Origin of the sequence: Xanthomonas prunicola, assembly GCF_002846205.1 — a bacterium.
GTDB classification, from domain to species: domain Bacteria; phylum Pseudomonadota; class Gammaproteobacteria; order Xanthomonadales; family Xanthomonadaceae; genus Xanthomonas; species Xanthomonas prunicola.
In genome coordinates this window covers 24,417-45,634 of the sequence record NZ_PHKV01000014.1, presented here as the reverse complement: position 1 = coordinate 45,634, position 21,218 = coordinate 24,417, and the positions used below count along the sequence as shown (strand labels likewise).

Here is a 21,218-nt window from a genome sequence, read left to right as displayed (position 1 = left end):
GGCGCGGCCACCGGCGCCGACCTGCCTGTTCGCGGTTTTTTTTTGGATCACCTCCCCGCTCCGGCAATCGCGGTGTCCTGGCGTGTGCATGCAGGATCTTGTCAGCTACCTTGCGTCATAGCGATTGCAGCTGCGCGCGCGCCTGCGCCGCACCACTTCCCTGTGGCTGCAATTCCAGATACGTCGAATAGGCCTTGCGCGCCTTGTCCCGATCGCCGGCCTTTGCATACGCGTCGCCGAGATTGAGATAGGCCACCGCGCGCGACGGATCAATCTTCAAGGTGTTTTCCAGCCAGCGCGCCGATTCGGCGAAGCGCCCCTGACGGTAATACACAAAGCCCAGGTTATTGGCCGCCAGCGCAAAATCCGGACGTCGCTTGAGCGCTTCGGCAAATTGCTCGGCCGCATCGGCGTAGCGCTTTTCCTTGTACAGCTGCAGACCGCGTTCGTTGGCCAGTTGTGCGCGTTGGCGGTCGCTGCTGTTCACTGCCGTGGGCAATACCAGCGTGGCCTCGCCACCTTGCAGGGTTTTCACCGTCACCGGCGCTGCAGTCGCTACCGCACCGGCTACGGCCGGCGCAGGGCGCGCGGCATCCATGCGTCCGTTGAGCGCAATCGCATCGGCCGACAGCTGCGCGGTATCTGCAGTGAGAAATTCTTCGCCGCTGGGAACATGGAACACGAACTCGCCGCCTTGCGAACCCGGCAGGCTGCCGAATGCCGGTGTCTGCGCCGAGACTGCCGACACCGCAGGCGCGATATACGCGGCCAGTTCGGTTCCGGTGATCAAACCATCGCCATTGAGGTCGCCCTTGCCTGCCAATGCCTGCAGCAACACCCAGGTGAACACCGAATGCCCATTGGGCCCACTATCGGCCACCTGTTGATCGGCGCCACCGGCGGTGAGCATCTGGCGTGCAATGCGCCGTGCGTTCTCGCGCAAATACGCGCTGGAAGTCGGCCCGCCGCGTGTCAATCCCAAGCCGCTGTAGCACGCATCCATCACGAACAACACGTGTTTGGCTTGCAGGCTTTCGGCAATGTTCTGCAGATCGCTCATCGCGATCGCATCGCTGGCCAGATGTTGCGGATCCGAATCGACCGGAATGATGTAGCCCAGGTCGCGTCCAGAGGCGAGCCGGCGCGTGGCGCCGTGCCCGGCGAAGAAGACGAACACGCGGTCGTTGGTCTGCGCACGGCCTTCGCCGAGGCGGTCATGGAATGCGGCAAGGATAGTGTTGCGCGTTGCCTCGCCGTTCTTGAGCACGATCACCTGCGAGGACGGAAATCCCAGCGGCCCGGTCAAGGTACTGGCGATCGCCTGCGCATCGTTGGCCGCGTATTCCAGCTTGGGCCAATGCGCGTAGTCGTCGATACCGATCACGATCGCCCACGATTTCGCGTAGCCGGTGGTCACCGTGGCATCGGCCGCCGCGCTGGGTGCACGCGCCACTGAAAAGTCGCGGCCATTCCAGCCAGCGAACTGGTAGCCGTCGGCGATGAGACGATCGAGAATCTGCGGTAGCGCTTTCACCGCGCGGTCGTGAATATCATGGAACAGCACGATGCCGCGCCGTTCCTTGTTGACCTGGTCGAGCACGCGCTGCACGATCGATTCGGGCACCGGGTCGGCCCAGTCCAGCGAATCGATGTTCCACATGATCGATTTCAGCCCGGCTTCGCCCAGGAGCTGCAGCCCCTCCGCATTGCGCGCGCCATACGGAAACCGGAACAGCGGCGCACGTTTGTCGTCCACCGCGCGCAGCAGGGTATCGGTATCGAGCACCTGGCTGCGCAGCGCATCGCCGGTGGTCTTGGACAACTGCGCATGGGTCAGGCTGTGATTGCCCACCGCATAACCTTCCTCCATCAGCGTGTGGCTGATCTTGGACAAGGGCGCCAGCTTCGGTTTGCCATCGGCATCCAGGCTGCCGAGATTCCGCCCCACTTCGAAGAACACTCCAGGCACGTCGTAGCGTTTGAGGATCGCCACGATCTCTTCGGTATAGGCCTTGTGCGGGCCGTCGTCGAAAGTCAGCACCACCGTCTTGGGCGGCAGATCGCGTCCGAACACTTCGCTGTCGCTATCGCGCGCCGAAAATGGGTAAGGCTCCACCACACCGTGGTCGCGCAGGATGGTCTCGCGCGTGTACAACGTGCGCAGATGCGCCACGTAGTCGTCCCACTTTTCGCGCTTGGGCACGATCGCCCGGCTACGATCGAAGCGACTGAAGATCTGCGTCAGTTCCTTGTTGTAAGTGCGCTCTATCTCGTCCAGTGCCTCCAGATCCTCACCGATGCGCTGGTGCAGTTTCACCGCTGGCAATGCAGAGTCGCGGCCGATGCGCGCATGCAGATCGCGCAACACCTCGCCAAACGCCAGGCGGTCTGCATCGAAGAGATCCGGCGCCGATTCCACTTCGTCCAGCACTGCGGCAATCGTTGCGAACCGACTTGCATCCTTGGACGTCAGAACGGTGTCGAATGCTGCGGCGATGCGTTCGCGCTGCTCGAGATTTTCATGGAACAACTGCTGTCCCACGCTGCTGGAGGTGGCGCGATCGCGCGGCGTCTGTTTGTTCTCATCGGCCAGCAGCACGATGATGCGGCGGTGCCGGTCCAGCTGTTGGCGTAGTTGCGCGATCACTGCCCGCGCAGAGTCAACGGTTTTGTCGGCCTGCGTGCCTGCGGTCGTTGCAGCAGCGGGTTTCGCTGTGGAGGCTGCATCGCTCGCAGCCTGCTTCCCACAGCCGGCCAGCGCCAGCACTCCCACGCAACTTGCGCACAGCAACAGGCGATGCAACGGCAATGTGGTCACGACGGCGTCCTTGGCGAAAGAAACAACAGCTACGGGCTGACATGCAGAAAGCCCGCCTTGCGGCGGGCCTTCTTCAACTCACTTGGCGTTGGCCTGGATGATCTTGCTTGGCTTCTCGCCGTGCTGGCGGATCATCCACCACTGGATCAACAGGCCCAGACCGCCGTTGACCACCCAGTACAACACCAAGCCGGCCGGCATGAAGGCCATCATGACGCCGAACACCAGCGGCATGAACTGCATCATCTTGGCCTGCATCGGGTCCATGCCCGGGGTCGGGGTCAGCTTCTGGGTCGCCCACATGATCGAGATGTTGAGCACCGGCAAAATGAAGTACGGGTCGCGCGCGGTCAGGTCCTGGATCCAGCCCAGCCACGGTGCCTGACGCAGCTCCACCGACTCCACCAACACCCAGTACAGCGCGAAGAAGATCGGCATCTGGATCAACAACGGCAGGCAGCCGCCCATCGGGTTGATCTTTTCCTTCTTGAACAGCTCCATCGTCGCCTGCTGGTACTTGACGCGATCGTCGCCGTAACGCTCCTTCAGCTGTGCCAGGCGCGGCTGGAAACGGCGCATCTTGGCACCGGACTTGTACTGCGCGGCCGACAGCGGGTACAGCGCCAGACGCAGCAGCACCACCAGTCCGATGATGGACCAGCCCCAGTTGTGCAGGAAGCTGTGCAGGTGGCTCAGCACCCAGAACAGGCCCTGGCCGATGATGGCCATGATCGAGAAGCGGCTGTAATCGACCACACGGTCCAGGCCCTTCACGTCTTCCTTGGCGATCAGGCTGACCAGCTTGGGGCCCACCCACAGGCGCGCTTCGGTGCTGGCGGTCTGACCCGGCGCCACGGTGAAGGCCGGGCCACGCAGTTCGGCCACGTCACGCGGGCCGTCCTGGTTCAGCACATACAGCGAGGCCTGGTCCTTTTGCGGGATCCACGCAGTGAAGAAGTGGTGCTGCAGTAACGCCACCCAACCGCCGGTGATCTGGCGATTCAGGCCGCCGTCGTCCATGTAGTCCTTGAACGCGCGACGCTCGTAGCCTTCCTGGGGGCTGTACCAGGTCGCACCGTTGAAGCTGAAGGAATCCGGATTGGTCATGCCGCGGCTGAGGATGGTCGGCACCCGGCTCAGCTTGCGGAACACATAACCGTTCCACGGCGCGCCGCTCTTGTTGATCACCTCATCCTTGATCGAGATCGCATAGCGGCCGCGTTCCAGGGTGAAGGTGCGGCGGATCGACACGCCATTGGGGCCATTCCATACGAACGGCACTACCAGGGTGTTCTGACCCTTGGCCAGCTCGAATGCGGTGCCCGGCTGTTCGGCACGGAAGCCGCCCACGCCCGGTACCGGCGAATGCTCGCTGGCCCAACCGCTGGTGGCGTTGTACGGATGCGCCGCATCTTCGGTCAGCAGACTGACCGGCGCGGTGCCGTCCTTGGTTTGCGGAAACTGCAGCAGCTCGGCATCGAGCACGCTGCGGCCATCCAGCTTCAGGCGCAGCACATCCGAGGTCAGCGTGATGACCGGCGCGGCGCCGGCAGCAGCAGGGGGCGCGGTGGTGGTGCTGGTCGCCGGGACCGCACCCGGCGCGCCAGCCTGCGGAATCGCCTGAGCAGCGGGCACGTTGGCAGCGCTCGGCGTTGCCGCATCCAGATCACGTGCCGCCGGCACCGACTGCGTCGCAGCCGCCACGGGCGCATTGGCAGCGGTCTTCTCTTTGCCCCACTCCATCCACAGCAGCGCCGCGACCATCAGCCAGGCAAAGATCAGGAAAACACGGGTCTGGTTCATCGGGCAGCAACTCGCTCAGTCGGAACTACAGTTCCGGCTCTGTCGGGGAAAGGGAGGATGGGTGCATCGTCCTGGCGGGCGGCATTGTGCCGGGCGCAGCAGGTAGGGGCAATGCGCCGGCACGGCGCAGCAGACGCAGGAAGGCGTCGCGGATCTGTGGATTGGTCGCTTTTGCGGCTGCCGAGCGCGCCACGATGACGTAATCGCCACCGGCCAGCTCAGGTAAGAGATGCCGCATGGCATCGCGCAACACACGTTTGATGCGGTTACGTCCGACCGCGCGGGTATCGACCTTGCGCGACACCGCCATTCCCAGGCGCGGCGGCGTCTCGCCAGTGCGCCAGTGCAGGCTCAGTAGCGGATCGGAGGTGCGACGCGCGTTATCGAAGACAACCGTATATTGCGCACGCGTACGAACCCGCGCAGAGCGAGGAAATCGCCTGCACGGGTTCGATGCGTTCACGGTAAGGACTGCCTCGGCCGCAGGGAGCGGCGCGGCAATCAAGCGCTCAGGCGCTTGCGGCCCTTGGCGCGGCGGCGAGCCAGGATCTTGCGGCCGTCGGCGGTTGCCATACGTGCGCGGAAGCCATGGTCGCGTGCTCGCTTGAGGTTGCTGGGTTGGAAAGTACGCTTGGTGGCCATGGGGCCCTCTGCATGAATGGAGACGAATAGAACCGGCAATTCTATAGGTCCGCGACATCCCGGGTCAACACCCCGCAGGCTTTACCGCAGGTGATGATGACCGCCACCTGTGGATGGACCTGTGAATAACTCTGGGAAAACCGTGTTCCCGGTGCTAGTCTGGCTCATCCTCTTTTCACTACCGGGCTGCGTGCACGGCGCCTTGCTGCGCGCCGCAGCCAGCAACAGATGATCACACTTTGATGGATGCTTGGCCCCGCTGTCTGGAACGTCTCGAAGCCGAATTCCCGCCCGAAGACGTTCACACCTGGTTGAAACCCCTGCAAGCCGAAGACCGCGGCGACAGCATCGTGCTGTACGCCCCGAACGCCTTCATCGTCGACCAGGTCCGCGAACGCTACCTGCCGCGCATCCGCGAGCTGCTGGCGTACTTCGCCGGCAATGGCGAGGTGGCGCTGGCGGTGGGCTCACGTCCACGCGCGCCGGAACCTGCTCCGGCACCGATGGCCGTGCCCAGTGCGCCGGTCGCCGCGCCGACCGTGCCGTTTGCCGGCAACCTGGATTCGCATTACACCTTCGCCAACTTCGTCGAAGGCCGCAGCAACCAGCTTGGTCTTGCAGCGGCGATCCAGGCTGCGCAGAAGCCCGGCGACCGTGCGCACAACCCGTTGCTGTTGTACGGCAGCACCGGCCTGGGCAAGACCCACCTGATGTTCGCCGCGGGCAATGCGCTGCGGCAGGCCAATCCGGCTGCCAAGGTGATGTATCTGCGTTCGGAACAGTTCTTCAGCGCGATGATCCGGGCGCTGCAGGACAAGGCGATGGACCAGTTCAAGCGCCAGTTCCAGCAGATCGACGCGTTGCTGATCGACGACATCCAGTTCTTTGCCGGCAAGGACCGCACCCAGGAAGAGTTCTTCCACACCTTCAACGCGCTGTTCGACGGCCGCCAGCAGATCATCCTGACCTGCGATCGCTACCCGCGCGAAGTGGAAGGCCTGGAGCCGCGGCTGAAGTCGCGCCTGGCCTGGGGTTTGTCGGTCGCGATCGATCCGCCGGATTTCGAAACCCGCGCAGCCATCGTGCTCGCCAAGGCGCGCGAACGCGGCGCCGAGATTCCCGATGACGTGGCGTTCCTGATTGCCAAGAAGATGCGCTCCAACGTGCGCGACCTCGAAGGCGCGCTCAACACGCTGGTGGCGCGTGCCAATTTCACCGGGCGTTCGATCACGGTGGAATTCGCCCAGGAGACGCTGCGCGATCTGCTGCGCGCCCAGCAACAAGCGATCGGCATCCCCAACATCCAGAAGACCGTTGCGGACTACTACGGCCTGCAGATGAAGGATTTGCTCTCCAAGCGGCGGACCCGTTCGCTGGCACGCCCGCGCCAGGTCGCGATGGCGCTGGCCAAGGAGCTCACCGAACACAGCCTGCCGGAGATCGGCGACGCGTTTGCCGGCCGCGACCACACCACCGTGCTGCATGCCTGCCGGCAGATCCGCACGCTGATGGAGGCCGACGGCAAGCTGCGCGAGGACTGGGAAAAGCTGATTCGCAAGCTCAGTGAGTAGGCCGTTGACCTCGATTGTGACCTTGCTGGAAAAAAGCATGGAAACGTTGGGGTCAAATGCGGGAGAATCTGTGGATAACGTTGCGCCGCGGTTCGGCTTGAAAACTATCCACAGGTTTTCCCACCAGATCAGGCGGACTAGTCCCAAGAGTTTCAGGCGCTGAAATGTCTTTGGAAACAAACAGTTATGGTGGTTATCCGCTGAAAACGGCCCTACCATCACCACCAAGCTTTTGATTTATTCCATTATCTTTTAAAGCATAGGGGCACGGAACCACATGCGTTTTACACTGCAGCGCGAAGCCTTCCTCAAACCGTTGGCCCAGGTGGTCAATGTGGTCGAACGCCGTCAAACCCTGCCTGTTCTGGCCAACTTGCTGGTGCAGGTCAAGGACGGACAGGTGTCGTTGACCGGCACGGACCTGGAAGTGGAAATGATCTCGCGCACGATGGTGGAGGACGCGCAGGACGGCGAAACCACGATTCCTGCACGCAAGTTGTTCGACATCCTGCGTGCCCTGCCCGATGGTAGCCGCGTCACCATCTCGCAGACCGGCGACAAGGTCACCGTGCAGGCAGGGCGTAGCCGCTTCACGCTGGCGACGCTGCCGGCCAACGACTTCCCGTCCGTGGACGAAGTCGAGGCGACCGAGCGCGTGGTGGTGCCCGAGGCTGGGCTGAAGGAGCTGATCGAGCGCACCGCGTTCGCGATGGCGCAGCAAGACGTGCGGTATTACCTCAACGGTCTGTTGTTCGATCTGCGCGACGGTTTGCTTCGCTGCGTGGCGACCGACGGACACCGTTTGGCCTTGTGCGAGATGGAGCTGGAGAAGGCTGGCGGCGCCAAGCGCCAGATCATCGTGCCCCGTAAGGGTGTGACCGAGCTGCAGCGCCTGTTGGAAGGCGCCGATCGCGAAGTGGAACTGGAAGTCGGTCGTAGCCATATCCGCGTTAAGCGCGGCGATGTGACGTTCACCTCGAAACTGATCGACGGGCGTTTCCCCGACTACGAGGCGGTGATTCCGATTGGTGCCGATCGAGAGGTCAAGGTTGATCGCGAAGCGCTGCGCGCATCGCTGCAGCGTGCGGCCATTCTTTCGAACGAGAAGTACCGCGGCGTACGTGTGGAAGTGTCGCCAGGCCAGTTGAAGATCAGCGCGCATAACCCCGAGCAAGAAGAAGCACAGGAAGAAATTGAAGCGGATACCAAGGTCGATGACCTGGCCATTGGCTTCAACGTCAACTATCTGCTTGACGCGTTGTCGGCGCTACGCGATGAGCACGTGGTCATCCAGTTGCGGGATGCGAATTCGTCCGCATTGGTGCGTGAGGCCAGCAGCGAGAAGTCGCGTCACGTGGTGATGCCACTGCGTCTCTGACGCTTCGTTCCACGTGGAACACGAGAGCCCGGCGAAAGCCGGGCTTTTTGTTGCGTTGTGCTGCAACTTGTTGGGCCTAGCGTGCGTGAGTCGGCTTGGCGTGATCGCCTAAACGTGCAAACACGGCGCTGCTGAGCGGCGGTTTTAGCAGAAGACGCAAAGCGCGTTACGGACTCATCTGAACTGCGTCTTCAACGCGTATTTTCAGTTGGCCCCAATCTTGACACCGCTGATTGACGGCCTGCATCAGGCAGGCACTGATACATGTCCCCCGCAATCCCCATTCGGTTAGCGCGCCCTTTTCCGATGATAGTTAAGCCAGTTTCCAGACGAGGCGGGTGCGGGATGCAATCCAGACGCGCGCGCGTCTCGGGCAGACCTGCGTGGAACCCAGAGGAGATCTTGCTTACGCAACGCTACGGCTAGTGGCCTGCACAGGTCCCCATTGGCCAGATAAGGCCGCGGCTGACAAGCCAGTTTCAACGCACCGGCACTCTCAACCGAGTTCGGCGATGCGTCCGAGTTCGTGCAGATGCTCTGGCTCTCGACGGGTGCAACGCGTTCCGTTGAAGGTTGGTGCGAGCTTCAGCTTCCATGAGATCAAGTCTCTTTTGTTGGACACTCCCATGAAGTGCAACTCGCTTTTGGAACTGAATCAGTTCAGCAGATAGTGGCGAGACGCGCACTGTCGGTGTGACTCGCTGGTTGGTTGGCCAGGCTCTGGTTGTTCCCCGAAGACCGTTTTTGACTTATGCACATCGTGCTTTGCTTTTAAATCTAGAAATAATTTAAGAGCTTGGTGGTGATGGTAGGGGCAGATTTCACCAAAAAGTAGATCAAGTCATTGTTTATGAACGCTTTTGCAGCCACGAAACCCTGTGTTTATAAGCCTGGTTGCACGCCTACAAGCTGTGGATAAGGCGAAAGCGGCTTCAGTGTCTTGTTTTTATCCACAGGTTATCCCCTTTCTGTCCAAGACCGTCCCTGCGCATGTCTGCACGGCTTTCATGCCGATCACGTATCCTTCGACCCGACCGGCATGCCGGATTACACGCCAGAGCACACCGATCAATGCATGTAGTGCGGTTGTCCATTCATCGGCTTCGTCGCTTCCAAACGGTCGAGCTGCATCCCGCCAGTGCGTTGAATCTGCTGACCGGCGATAACGGCGCGGGCAAGACCAGCGTGCTCGAAGCGCTGCACCTGATGGCCTACGGGCGTAGCTTCCGTGGCCGAGTCCGCGACGGCCTGATTCAACAGGGCACACCTGACCTTGAAGTGTTCGTGGAGTGGAAGGAAGGCGGCGCTGTGGGTGAGCGGACACGTCGTGCCGGCTTGCGTCATAGCGGGCAGGAATGGACGGGGCGCCTGGATGGCGAGGACGTGGCGCAGTTGGGATCTTTGTGTGCCGCGTTGGCCGTGGTGACCTTCGAGCCGGGTAGTCACGTGTTGATTAGCGGTGGTGGTGAACCACGGCGCCGCTTCCTGGATTGGGGGCTGTTCCACGTGGAACCCGATTTCCTGGCCCTGTGGCGCCGCTACGCCCGAGCGCTCAAGCAGCGCAATGCACTGCTCAAGCAAGGCGCGCAGCCTCGCATGCTGGATGCTTGGGATCACGAACTTGCCGAATCCGGGGAAACGCTGACGTCCCGGCGCGTACGCTACCTGGAGCGGTTGCAGGAACGGCTGATTCCAGTGGCTGAGGCGATCGCGCCATCGCTTGGCTTGTCCTCATTGACGTTTGCTCCCGGGTGGAAGCGCCACGACGTTTCTCTTGCCGATGCCCTGTTGCTTGCCCGCGAGCGCGATCGCCAGAACGGTTACACCTCACAAGGTCCGCACCGTGCGGATTGGATGCCCAGCTTCGACGTGCTTCCTGGCAAGGACGCGCTTTCCCGCGGCCAAGCCAAGCTCACTGCCCTGGCCTGTCTACTCGCACAGGCCGAAGACTTTGCCTTCGAGCGCGGCGAATGGCCGGTCATCGCGTTGGATGACCTGGGTTCGGAGCTGGATCGGCATCACCAGGCGCGCGTCTTGCAGCGGCTTGTTGCCGCGCCAGCGCAAGTGCTGATCACCGCGACCGAGACCCCGCCCGGGCTGGCAGACGCTGGTGCGCTGTTGCACCGGTTCCACGTGGAACACGGCCAGGTCGCGCTGCAGGCGTCCCAGGATTGAGCTCAACGGCCGGGGTGGGCCGGCTGGTATAATTTGTCTCGCTATCCCCCTTTTCCCACGGTGCAAAGTGGCTACTGCCGTCTTTGCCCGTGTTGTGGAGCCAACGGCACGCGCATGACCGACGAACAAAACACCCCGCCAACACCCAACGGCACTTACGACTCCAGCAAGATCACCGTGCTGCGTGGCCTGGAAGCCGTCCGCAAGCGCCCCGGCATGTATATCGGCGACGTCCATGACGGCACCGGCTTGCACCACATGGTGTTCGAAGTGGTCGACAACTCGGTCGACGAAGCCCTGGCCGGCCATGCCGACGACATCGTGGTGAAAATCCTGGTCGATGGCTCGGTGGCGGTGTCCGACAACGGTCGCGGCGTGCCGGTCGACATCCACAAGGAAGAAGGCGTCTCGGCCGCCGAGGTCATCCTCACCGTGCTGCATGCCGGCGGCAAGTTCGACGACAACAGCTACAAGGTGTCCGGCGGCCTGCATGGCGTGGGCGTGTCGGTGGTCAACGCGCTGTCCGAGCACCTGTGGCTGGACATCTGGCGCGACGGTTTCCACTACCAGCAGGAATACGCGCTGGGCGAGCCGCAGTACCCGCTCAAGCAGCTCGAAGCCTCGACCAAGCGCGGCACGACACTGCGGTTCAAGCCGGCCGTGGCCATCTTCAGCGATGTCGAATTCCACTACGACATCCTGGCGCGCCGCCTGCGCGAGCTGTCGTTCCTCAATTCCGGGGTCAAGATCGCGCTGATCGACGAGCGCGGCGAAGGCCGTCGCGACGATTTCCATTACGAAGGTGGCATCCGCAGCTTCGTCGAGCATCTGGCGCAGCTCAAGTCGCCGCTGCACCCCAACGTGATTTCGGTGACCGGCGAGCACAACGGCATCGTGGTGGACGTGGCCCTGCAATGGACCGACGCCTACCAGGAAACCATGTACTGCTTCACCAACAACATCCCGCAGAAGGATGGCGGCACCCACCTGGCAGGTTTCCGCGCGGCGCTGACGCGTGTGCTCAGCAACTACATCGAGCAGAACGGCATCGCCAAGCAGGCGAAGGTCGCCCTGACCGGCGACGACATGCGCGAAGGCATGATCGCGGTGCTGTCGGTGAAGGTGCCCGACCCCAGTTTCTCCTCGCAGACCAAGGAAAAGCTGGTCAGCTCGGATGTGCGCCCGGCGGTGGAAAACGCCTTCGGTGCGCGCCTGCAGGAGTTCCTGCAGGAAAATCCGAACGAAGCCAAGGCCATCACCGGCAAGATTGTCGATGCCGCACGCGCGCGCGAAGCCGCCCGCAAGGCGCGCGACCTGACCCGCCGCAAGGGCGCGCTGGACATCGCCGGCCTGCCCGGCAAGCTCGCCGACTGCCAGGAAAAGGATCCGGCACTGTCGGAGCTGTTCATCGTCGAGGGTGACTCGGCAGGTGGCTCGGCCAAGCAGGGACGCAACCGCAAGAACCAGGCGGTGCTGCCGTTGCGCGGCAAGATCCTCAATGTCGAACGCGCGCGCTTCGACCGCATGCTGGCGTCCGACCAGGTCGGCACGCTCATCACTGCGCTGGGCACCGGTATCGGCCGCGACGAGTACAACCCGGACAAGCTGCGCTACCACCGCATCATCCTGATGACCGACGCCGACGTCGACGGCTCGCACATCCGCACCCTGCTGCTGACCTTCTTCTACCGGCAGATGCCGGAGCTGATCGAGCGCGGCTACATCTACATCGGCCTACCGCCGCTGTACAAGCTCAAGCAGGGCAAGAGCGAGCTGTATCTAAAGGACGACGCGGCGCTCAACGCCTACCTGGCCAGCAATGCGGTCGAAGGTGCGGCGCTGATTCCGGCCACCGACGAGCCGCCGATCACCGGCGAAGCGCTGGAAAAACTGCTGATGCTGTTCACCAGCGCCAACGAAGCGATCGCGCGCAACGCGCACCGCTACGACCCGGCGCTGCTCACCGCATTGATCGACCTGCCGCCGCTGGATGTGGAAAAACTGCAGGCCGAAGGCGACCAGCACCCCACCCTGGATGCGCTGCAGGCAGTCCTCAACCGCGGCACCCTGGGCACCGCGCGTTACCAGCTGCGCTTCGATCCGGGCACTGAGACCGCGCCTGCCACGCTGGTGGCCATCCGCCGGCACATGGGCGAGGAGTTCACCCAGGTGCTGCCGATGGGCGCGTTCGAAAGCGGCGAGTTGCGTCCGCTGCGGGAAGTGTCGCTGGCGCTGAACGACCTGATCCGCGAAGGCGCGCAGATCGTGCGTGGCAACAAGACCCACCCGATCACCAGCTTCGCCCAGGCGCACGCCTGGTTGCTGGACGAGGCCAAGCGCGGCCGCCAGGTACAGCGCTTCAAGGGCCTGGGCGAAATGAATGCCGAACAGCTGTGGGAAACCACGGTCAACCCGGACACGCGCCGCTTGTTGCAGGTGCGGATCGAGGATGCGGTGGCCGCCGACCAGATCTTCAGCACCCTGATGGGCGATGTGGTCGAACCACGCCGCGACTTCATCGAGGACAACGCGCTGAAGGTGTCCAACCTGGATATCTGAGCCGCCAGCCCCGACCAGCACAGCGCGATCGCGGCGTGTTGGTCGGGGCTGTGTTCGCAGGACGACGATGAGCACAGATCTTTCACCGCCCCCGGCACCGCGCTCGGTTGCCGGCAAGCCGCCCCTGCTGCCCGTGCTCGTGGGGTTTTGGGTCGACGCGCTCATCGCCGCCGGCCTGTTGCTAACGCTCAGCGTGGCGGGCTTTGCGTTGTGGGGCGCGATGCGTGGCTTTAGCCATGTGCAGGCGGCCAGGGCGCAAGGCCTGACGCCGTCCTCTACCGAAGTCATGGCCGCCATCGGCCAGCCCGGTGTACTGGTGCAGCTGCTCACCGCGCTGGTCAGCACGGCCACGCCGGCGCTGCTGCTGTACTACTGGCGTCGCCGTGCCACTGCTGCCGAACAAACCGCCTCGCGGGCTGCCGCGCGGCGCGCTTCCACCTGGGGCTGGACTGCCCTGATTGCCGCTGCCGTATTCCTGCTCAGCAATCTGGTCAGCGTGGCGGCTTCGGCGCTGGGCATCAAACCGGTGCCGACCAACCTGCCGTTGATGGAAGAAGCGCTCCAACACTGGCCGCTGGCATTGACGCTGTTTGCGGTGGTCATCGCGCCGGCCTACGAGGAATTGCTGTTCCGGCGCGTGCTGTTCGGGCGCCTGCTCAGTGCCGGCCGCCCATGGCTGGGCATCGTGCTGAGCGGCGCGATTTTCGCCCTGGTGCATGAAGTTCCCGGCATCAGCGGAAACGGCCCTGCCGCCATCGCCCAGCTGTGGCTGGTGTACGGCAGTATGGGCGCGGCGTTCGCGTGGCTGTATTGGCGCACCGGCACGCTGTGGGCACCGATCGCCGCGCATGGCATCAATAACGCCACTGCGCTGGCAGCCTTGTACTTTTTCGGGCTTGGCTGAGCCCAATAGCGGCTACCCGCGACTGCGCTGCCACCGCAGCGCGACGGGACCTGACGACAGAAGTGACCCGCACTCTCCGCAGTCCCAATCGCTACCGCACACGTGCGCGTTATGGGCCGCACGGGCCGTTTGACGAAAAGTTAAGACGAGCCTGCCAAAATGCCTCCATGGTTCTAGGGGGATCGAATGAAAGCCAAGCTGTTGACCGTTGTTGCCGTGCTTGCACTGACGGCGTGTGCCACCACAACTTCGCCAACCGGCCGCCGACAGGTGGTGGGTGGCGTGTCGCAACAGCAATTGGACCAGTTGGGCGCGCAGTCTTTCGCGCAGACCAAGGCCAAGGAAAAAGTCAGTACCGACGCCAAGCAGAACGCTTACGTGCAGTGCGTAGTCAATTCGCTGGTGGCGCAACTGCCGCCGCAATGGCGCCAGACCAAGTGGGAAACCGCGCTGTTCGTGGATAACGAAGCCAATGCGTTCGCCCTGCCCGGTGGAAAGGTTGGTGTGAACACCGGTATCTTCACCGTGGCCAAGACGCAGGATCAGCTCGCCGCTGTGCTCGGGCACGAGATCGGCCACGTCATCTCGCGCCATCACGAAGAGCGCATCACCCGTCAGCTCGGTGCGCAGACCGGCCTGGGCATCATCGGCGCGCTCGCCGGCGCCGCCTATGGCGACGGGGCGGCCAGCGCGGTCAATCAGGTTGGCGGTATGACTGCCCAGACAGTGTTCCTGCTGCCCGGTTCGCGCACCCAGGAAAGCGAAGCCGATGTCGTTGGCCAACGTCTGATGGCCCAGGCGGGGTTCGATCCGGCCCAGGCGGTGACGCTGTGGCAGAACATGATGGCCGCCAGCGGCAATCGCCAACCCCAGTGGTTGTCGACCCACCCAGACCCTGCCAACCGCATCCGCGAACTGCAGGCCGACGTTGGCCAGCTCGAACCGGTCTACCAGCAGGCCAAGCAGGCCGGGCGCGTGCCGCGTTGTGGCTAGAGCCGCTAACAGCATCTGCCCGGCTTTCCTGAATCCGTGCGGCGACTGACCTGGATCCAACGCCTGCCCGATTACACTGCGGCAGCAGACGTCGCGACCAATGACTGGCTGTTAGTTGCGCTAAGACGTCTGTTCCACCTTCCCGCTTGTCGCACCACAACATGGAAACCGTTTTCGGGAACTGAGACTTTCTGCTAAGTTTGCCGGCTCAGATTTTTCGTACAGCGCCTATTCCGCTTTTCGTACCGCCCGACGGCGGATCGTCCGAGGTGAAACATGAAACTGCTCAACCGCAAGCAAGCCCTGTTGTCCCTGTTCATTGCCGCGTCGCTGGGTGGGGCTGTCGTCACCGATGCGGTCGCGCAGTCGGACCGTTCCTCCGAACGCGCCAGCCGCAAATCCAAAAGCGGCAAGGCGGAGGAGCTGTACCCGCAGTCGACCCGTCAGGCACCGACGATCAAGCCGTCCTCGAAGTTGAGCAGCAAGCTGCAGAAGCTGATCGAAACCTTCAACAAGGGCGAAGACTATCCGGGCGTGCGCACCCAGGCCGATGAGATCCTGGCCAACAGCGCTGCCAACGACGCTGACAAAGCGCTGGCCGCACAGCTCGCTGCGCAGGCTGCTTACAACCTGGACGACACCGCTGCTGCCAAGAAGTATCTGCAGCAGGCCATCGGCCTGAACGCGCTGGACAACAATGGCCAGTTCCAGTCGATGCTGATGCTGGCGCAGTTGCAGATGCAGGACGACCAGCAGGCCGAAGGTCTGGCCACGCTGGACAAGTACCTGGAAGAGAGCAAGTCGCAGCGTCCGGAAGATCTGATCCTAAAGGGCCAGGCGCTGTACCAGGCCGAGCGCTACAAGGAAGCGATTCCGGTGTTGAAGCAGGCCATTGCTGCCTCGCCCGAACCCAAGGACACCTGGAACCAGTTGCTGATGGCGTCCTACGCCGAAGCCGGCCAGACCGGTGAAGCCGTCGCGGCCGCCGAGGCGCTCGCCGCCAAGACGCCGAACGACAAGAAGGCCCAGCTCAACCTGGCCAGCATGTACATGCAGGCCGACCAGATGGACAAGGCCGCAGCCGTGATGGACAAGCTGCGTGCCGCCGGGCAGTTGACCGAAGAAAAGGAATACAAGCAGTTGTATTCCATCTACGCCAACACCGAGAACAAAGAAAAGGACGTCATCGCCGTCATCAATGAGGGTATGCAAAAAGGCATCCTCAAGCCTGATTATCAGACATACCTCGCGCTGGCACAGTCGTATTACTACAGCGACGATGTGCCGAAGGCGATCGAAAACTGGCAGAAGGCCGCACCGCTTTCCAAGGATGGCGAGACGTATTTGAACCTTGCCAAGGTGCTGCACTCGGAAGGTCGCATCCCGGAGGCCAAGCAGGCCGCACAGCAGGCGATCGCCAAGGGTGTTAAAAAACCCGAAGACGCCAAGAAGATCATCAACCTGAAGTAAAAAAGAAAATAAACCCCCGAAATCCCTGTGTTTTTAGTGGTTACAGGACTCGGGATTGGTATAAGCTTGGGAGTTCCTGCGGTGTCAAAGCCGTCCGAAAACCTGGGGATCATCACAGTGATCCGGGCCCCCACTGAAAGAGCCATTGGCGCATGACGGAACAACTCGTTATCCACAGGCATGACTATGATGCCGGGAACCAGGGTCTGAGCTGGGCCCGCATTATCGGCATTGCTTTTGTAATTGCTTTGCACCTCACTGCACTGATGATGTTGCTGATCCCTGCAGTGGCGCCGAAGGCTCCGGCAGAGAAGGAGCGCACCACCATGGTCACCTTGGTGGATGCACCGCCTCCTCCCCCGCCGCCGCCGCCGCCGCCGCCGCCGGAAGACAAGCCGCCGCCGCCGGTCAAGAATCTGTCGCCGCCGAAGCCGTCACCGGTTCCGCCGCCGCCGGAAGCTCCGGTCGTCGACGTTCCCGAACCGCGTCCGAGCGATATCGTCACGCCGCCGAGCCCGCCGAGCCCGCCGGCTCCGCCGAGCGACATTGGCGCCAGCGTCGATATCTCGTCCAAGAACATGAACCCACCGAAGTATCCGCCGGCTGCATTCCGTGCCGGTGTCCAAGGTGAGGTCATCCTGATCGTGGATGTGGATGCCAGCGGCAACGTGACCAACGTGTCGGTCGAAAAGTCCAGCCGCAACCGCGACCTTGACCGTGCCGCGATGGACGCAGCACGCAAGTGGAAGTTCAACGCCTCCACTGTCAACGGGCAGAAAGCCGCCGGACGTGTCCGCGTCCCGGTCAACTTTGCTCTGAACTGATCCACGGGCCGGCCACGGTCGGCCCAGGATCCTGTCTTCCTTTCGCTCCACCCTTCATCACCACACACAACAAAGGTAAGCGTCATGCTGCAGGAATTCTTTATCGCCGCCGCTGCAGGGGGCTCCAATCCGTCGGCCGCTCTGTCGCAGATGGGCTTCGAGCACTTGATCACCGAAATGACCTCCAGCCCCGGCGACTTCGCCGTGTCTTGGGTCGTGTTGATCACCCTGATCGCCATGTCCGCTGCCTCCTGGTACTGGACTGTCATCAACATCTTCCGCGCCACCCGTCTGAAGAGCGCGGCTGACCGCGTCACCACCGCGTTCTGGGATGCCCCGAATGCACAGGACGCGATCCGCGCCATGGAAGAACAGCCGGCTTCCGAGCCGTTCTCCAAGATCGCACTGGACGCAGCCCAGGCTGCTGCTCACCACCAGCGCGCCGAAGGCAGCACCGGTGGCCTGGGCGAGAGCCTGAGCCGTTCGGAATTCGTCGATCGCGCCCTGCGTCAGGCCGTGACCCGCGAAAGCACCAAGCTGCAGTCGGGCATGACCCTGCTGGCCACCGTCGGTGCGACCGCGCCGTTCGTCGGTCTGCTCGGTACGGTGTGGGGCATCTACGGCGCGCTGATCAAGATCGGTGCAACCGGTTCGGCCTCCATCGACGCCGTTGCCGGCCCGGTGGGTGAAGCGCTGATCATGACCGCGATCGGTCTGTTCGTCGCAATCCCGGCCGTGTTCGCGTTCAACTTCTTCTCCAAGGTCAACAGCTCGGTGATCGCCAAGTTCGACACCTTTGCCCACGACCTGCACGACTTCTTCGCCACTGGTTCGCGCGTTCGCTAATCCGGTTGTCAAGAACGCCTTCGCAACGATTTAGACGGAGCCCGTTATGGCCTTCAGTAGTGGAAACAGCGGTGGCCCGATGGCCGACATCAACGTGACGCCCCTCGTGGACGTCATGCTGGTGCTGCTGATCATCTTCATCATTACGGCGCCGCTGATGTCCCATAAGATCAAGGTGGACCTGCCACAGGCCAACTTGATCCAGAAGGAAGATGCGGAGAAGCGCGCCGCGCCGATCACCCTGGCCGTCAAGGAAGATGGGTCGCTGTACTGGAACGACGAGCCGATTTCCAAGGAAGCCTTGGAGTCGCGCCTGTCCACCGCTGCGCAGCAGACCCCGCAGCCGCCGCTCAATTTGCGTGGCGATCGCACGACCAAGATGCGTACGATCAACGAGATCACCAAGATCGCGCAGGGTCAGGGCATGCTGGACGTCGGTTTCGTTGCAACCAAAGTGAAGGGGCAGTAAGCCATGGCATTTAGTACTGGTGGAAGCCGTGGGCCGATGGCCGACATCAACGTCACGCCCCTCGTGGACGTGATGCTGGTGCTGCTGATCATCTTCATCGTCACCGCGCCGATCATGACCTACCCGATCGCCGTGGATCTGCCGCAGCGGGTGCTCAACCCGCCACCGCAGACGACCGAACCGCCGCCGCCGATCGAATTGCGGATCGACGCCAGCAACCAGGTGTTCTGGAACAACAGTCCGACTCCGGTCGATGTGTTGCAACAGAAGATGGAAGAAGTGGTGCAGGCCGATCCGACCAATCAGCCGGAACTGCGCATCGATGCAAATCCGGATGCGGAGTACGAAGTGATGGCCAAGGTGCTGGCCGCTGCGAAGAACTCGCAGATGAAGAAAATCGGCTTCATGCAGCAGTAAACGTATCTGCAAGACCGCAACACAACAGTCATGACGCGACTGCAACGCCACCGGAAACGGTGGCGTTTTTTTTTGCTGTGTGCGTAGTGCAACCATGCCTGTGGTGCAGCGATCTCGATCACATTGCGCCCTAGCCAATGAGCGAGAGCTGCAGTAAAGCGCTGCGGTGATTCGCTTTCAGATGGTGAGCAGCCCAGTGGGCACGCAATGATTGGATTGGCGCGAAAACCAGCCCCTACGCGCATTAATTATGCGAAGGCTTTTTGCCGTGTCGTCTGCCAGCGAGACGTATGACGGGTGGATCTTTCGCTGCTGCATAGCGTGACATCACCCCGACGTCCGTCTGCCAGCCAGCGAGTCGTGAACGATCGACAGCCGACGTGATCGTCTTATCGTTCCTGCATGGATTTGCCCCAGCCCTTCGATGCATTCAACAACGAGCAGGTCTCCCGTTGCCCTGACGATGCTGCGCTCTGCAGGGAGCCGCTGGGCTTGAGTGCGGTCTTGCGTTTGAGTTGCTGGCGTTGGTGGCAGGTGTATGCTCGGCCATGCAGCACCCACGATCACAACAGCACCGGAGGCAGTCATGGCTTTCAGTATGGCAGGGAATCGGGGACCACTGGCGGAGATCAATGTCACGCCGTTGGTGGATGTCATGTTGGTGTTGTTGATTATCTTCATCGTGACCGCGCCGATGGTGACGCGAACCATCACGGTCGATTTGCCGCAGCACAGTTCGCAAGCGACGACACGGCCGGAGCCACCCGCACCCATCGCATTGCGCGTGGATGCCGACGGCCAACTGTTCTGGAATGCCAGTCCAGTGACGCTGCAGCAACTCCAGTCCAGGCTAATCGAGCAGATGCAGGAAACCGCCGGAAATCAGCCAGAACTACGCATCGCGGCAAGTGCGGATGCCGAGTATGCAGCGATGGCTGGCGTGCTGGCGGCCGCAAAGAACGCGCAGGTGCAGCGCATCGCCTTCGTGCAGTAATGGTGTTCCCAGAGCGCGTTGCACTGATCACGCGCAGTGAATGCAACAACGCGCGATGCGGTCGCCCAGGCGCCGCATCGCGTCTTTGAACGCTCCCAGGCACGGCGAGCGATTAACGGTGTTACTCGCAGGTCGCAATAACTAACGAAACGCCCGTCGTCATGTTCCTGTCCAGCACACACCGCACGTAGATGCATGGATCGTCAACACAGGGATGGATCAGCGGACACCGACGTTACCGCATGAACTCAAGCGCTGACGTGGCTGCCATGCAGAATGTCGACGTAGCCGCGCACGCTCGCCTCCAATCCTTGATACAGGGCTTCGCTGATCAAGGCGTGGCCAATGGACACTTCGAGCACACCCGGCACAGCGGCGAGAAAATCGCCGAGATTGGTTTGCGATAAATCGTGTCCGGCATTGACGCCCAGGCCGGCGGCACCGGCATGCTGCGCGGCATCGGCGAACAGTGCCAATGCGGTAGCTGCCTGCCCGCTGGCATGCGCGTGGGCATACGGGCCGGTGTACAACTCGATGCGATCTGCGCCAAGTGCGGCCGCGCGGGCGATGTCCGGGTTGCCGGCATCCACGAACAGGCTGACACGGCTACCGAGGGCCTTGAACGTGGCGATCAGCGCGGCAAGTTGGGTGGTGTCCTGCGTAAAATCGAAGCCGTGGTCGGAGGTCAGTTGCCCGTCGCCATCCGGTACCAGGGTGATCTGCTCCGGGCGCGTGGCACGGCATAACGCCAGCAACCCCGGATAGCCCGCGCGTGGCGGTGCGAACGGGTTGCCTTCGATATTGAATTCCACCGCATGCTCACGCGTCAGCGCGCTGAGTGCGAAGACGTCGTCGGCACGGATATGACGTTGGTCCGGGCGCGGGTGCACGGTGATGCCGTGCGCACCGGCGGCGATGCAGGTGCGTGCAGCCTGCACCACGTCCGGGTCGGTGCCGCCGCGCGAATTGCGCAGCACCGCGATCTTGTTGACGTTGACGCTGAGCTGGGTGGTCATGCGGTCGCCGTCAGGCCTGCGGCTCGCTGTCGCGCGCAGCGGCCAGCGCGGCCGACTTGCGTGCTTCTGCCAGCTCGCGCAGGCGGCGCAGCTCGGCCGGATCGATCATGCTGCGGGTATCGCGCTGGGTGTCGTCCATGCGCGAGGCGAACCAGCCGCGCGTCCACAACAGCAGCAGCAGCAACGCCACCAGCAGCGAAACCACCAGCAACCACACGTGCGGCGTGCTGAAGGCCAGCACCAGCGCACCCAGTGCCATAAGCAGAAACAGCCAGTGCATGACGAGCTCCCCGTTGAGTGGCCGCAGTGTAGCGCCGGGCACGGCGCGGTTCCATGTGG

The 21,218-nt window shown here is 62.6% G+C and carries 18 protein-coding genes; 12 read left to right on the top strand and 6 right to left on the bottom strand.

From position 1 onward, the window contains the following. Nucleotides 1–115: 115 nt before the first annotated feature. The 4 genes from XpruCFBP8353_RS21310 to rpmH all read right to left on the bottom strand — a co-directional run bounded on the left by XpruCFBP8353_RS21310 (nucleotide 116) and on the right by rpmH (nucleotide 5,263). Nucleotides 116–2,818: a polysaccharide deacetylase family protein gene (locus tag XpruCFBP8353_RS21310; RefSeq protein WP_101365010.1), complete on the bottom strand. Its 2,703-nt coding sequence runs from the start codon at nucleotides 2,816–2,818 to the stop codon at nucleotides 116–118. Nucleotides 2,819–2,896: 78 nt separating this feature from the next. Further along, complete coding sequence (gene yidC / locus XpruCFBP8353_RS21305) at nucleotides 2,897–4,621, bottom strand: membrane protein insertase YidC (protein WP_101365009.1); 1,725 nt, start codon at nucleotides 4,619–4,621, stop codon at nucleotides 2,897–2,899. Nucleotides 4,622–4,646: 25 nt separating this feature from the next. Next, nucleotides 4,647–5,084 carry a ribonuclease P protein component gene (gene rnpA / locus XpruCFBP8353_RS21300; RefSeq protein ID WP_101365027.1) on the bottom strand — a complete coding sequence of 146 codons (438 nt, stop codon included), beginning with the start codon at nucleotides 5,082–5,084 and terminating at the stop codon, nucleotides 4,647–4,649. A 38-nt stretch (nucleotides 5,085–5,122) separates the two neighbouring features. Beyond that, nucleotides 5,123–5,263, bottom strand: coding sequence for a 50S ribosomal protein L34 (gene rpmH, locus XpruCFBP8353_RS21295; protein WP_002805908.1), 141 nt, complete (start codon nucleotides 5,261–5,263; stop codon nucleotides 5,123–5,125). Between the two features lie 242 nt (nucleotides 5,264–5,505). Between rpmH and dnaA the strand changes: the two genes are divergently transcribed. The 12 genes from dnaA (at nucleotide 5,506) to XpruCFBP8353_RS21230 (ending at nucleotide 19,863) form a co-directional block, all read left to right on the top strand. Beyond that, nucleotides 5,506–6,834 carry a chromosomal replication initiator protein DnaA gene (gene dnaA / locus XpruCFBP8353_RS21285; RefSeq protein WP_101365008.1) on the top strand — a complete coding sequence of 443 codons (1,329 nt, stop codon included), beginning with the start codon at nucleotides 5,506–5,508 and terminating at the stop codon, nucleotides 6,832–6,834. A gap of 277 nt (nucleotides 6,835–7,111) precedes the next feature. After that, entirely contained in the window at nucleotides 7,112–8,212 is a 1,101-nt protein-coding gene (gene dnaN, locus XpruCFBP8353_RS21280) for a DNA polymerase III subunit beta (protein ID WP_010364809.1), read from the top strand. A 1,071-nt stretch (nucleotides 8,213–9,283) separates the two neighbouring features. Beyond that, nucleotides 9,284–10,387: a DNA replication/repair protein RecF gene (gene recF / locus XpruCFBP8353_RS21275; protein WP_101365007.1), complete on the top strand. Its 1,104-nt coding sequence runs from the start codon at nucleotides 9,284–9,286 to the stop codon at nucleotides 10,385–10,387. Nucleotides 10,388–10,501: 114 nt separating this feature from the next. Continuing rightward, entirely contained in the window at nucleotides 10,502–12,946 is a 2,445-nt protein-coding gene (gyrB, locus tag XpruCFBP8353_RS21270) for a DNA topoisomerase (ATP-hydrolyzing) subunit B (RefSeq protein WP_101365006.1), read from the top strand. Between the two features lie 67 nt (nucleotides 12,947–13,013). Next, a complete protein-coding gene (locus tag XpruCFBP8353_RS21265) occupies nucleotides 13,014–13,850 on the top strand; it encodes a CPBP family intramembrane glutamic endopeptidase (RefSeq protein ID WP_101365005.1) in 837 nt (278 codons plus the stop codon). Nucleotides 13,851–14,036: 186 nt separating this feature from the next. Next, complete coding sequence (locus tag XpruCFBP8353_RS21260) at nucleotides 14,037–14,843, top strand: M48 family metallopeptidase (protein ID WP_101365004.1); 807 nt, start codon at nucleotides 14,037–14,039, stop codon at nucleotides 14,841–14,843. A 276-nt stretch (nucleotides 14,844–15,119) separates the two neighbouring features. Continuing rightward, a complete protein-coding gene (locus XpruCFBP8353_RS21255) occupies nucleotides 15,120–16,313 on the top strand; it encodes a tetratricopeptide repeat protein (RefSeq protein WP_101365003.1) in 1,194 nt (397 codons plus the stop codon). Nucleotides 16,314–16,465: 152 nt separating this feature from the next. Next, complete coding sequence (locus tag XpruCFBP8353_RS21250) at nucleotides 16,466–17,137, top strand: energy transducer TonB (protein WP_005912443.1); 672 nt, start codon at nucleotides 16,466–16,468, stop codon at nucleotides 17,135–17,137. 84 nt (nucleotides 17,138–17,221) lie between these two features. Then, the gene (gene exbB, locus XpruCFBP8353_RS21245; protein WP_005912445.1) at nucleotides 17,222–17,983 is read left to right on the top strand and encodes a TonB-system energizer ExbB; all 762 of its coding nucleotides are present in this window, start codon (nucleotides 17,222–17,224) and stop codon (nucleotides 17,981–17,983) included. 46 nt (nucleotides 17,984–18,029) lie between these two features. Further along, a complete protein-coding gene (locus tag XpruCFBP8353_RS21240) occupies nucleotides 18,030–18,452 on the top strand; it encodes an ExbD/TolR family protein (RefSeq protein ID WP_101365002.1) in 423 nt (140 codons plus the stop codon). Nucleotides 18,453–18,455: 3 nt separating this feature from the next. After that, complete coding sequence (locus tag XpruCFBP8353_RS21235; RefSeq protein WP_005912449.1) at nucleotides 18,456–18,869, top strand: ExbD/TolR family protein; 414 nt, start codon at nucleotides 18,456–18,458, stop codon at nucleotides 18,867–18,869. Nucleotides 18,870–19,455: 586 nt separating this feature from the next. Further along, nucleotides 19,456–19,863 (top strand): ExbD/TolR family protein, encoded by a 408-nt coding sequence (locus XpruCFBP8353_RS21230; protein WP_101365001.1) that lies wholly within the window; start codon nucleotides 19,456–19,458, stop codon nucleotides 19,861–19,863. A 248-nt stretch (nucleotides 19,864–20,111) separates the two neighbouring features. Here the strand turns inward: XpruCFBP8353_RS21230 and XpruCFBP8353_RS21225 are convergent, their stop codons facing one another. Together XpruCFBP8353_RS21225 and XpruCFBP8353_RS21220 are read right to left on the bottom strand one after the other, a co-directional pair. After that, nucleotides 20,112–20,879 (bottom strand): pyridoxine 5'-phosphate synthase, encoded by a 768-nt coding sequence (locus tag XpruCFBP8353_RS21225; RefSeq protein WP_101365000.1) that lies wholly within the window; start codon nucleotides 20,877–20,879, stop codon nucleotides 20,112–20,114. A 10-nt stretch (nucleotides 20,880–20,889) separates the two neighbouring features. Continuing rightward, entirely contained in the window at nucleotides 20,890–21,159 is a 270-nt protein-coding gene (locus XpruCFBP8353_RS21220) for a hypothetical protein (protein ID WP_019301610.1), read from the bottom strand. Between the last annotated feature and the right edge of the window lie 59 nt (nucleotides 21,160–21,218).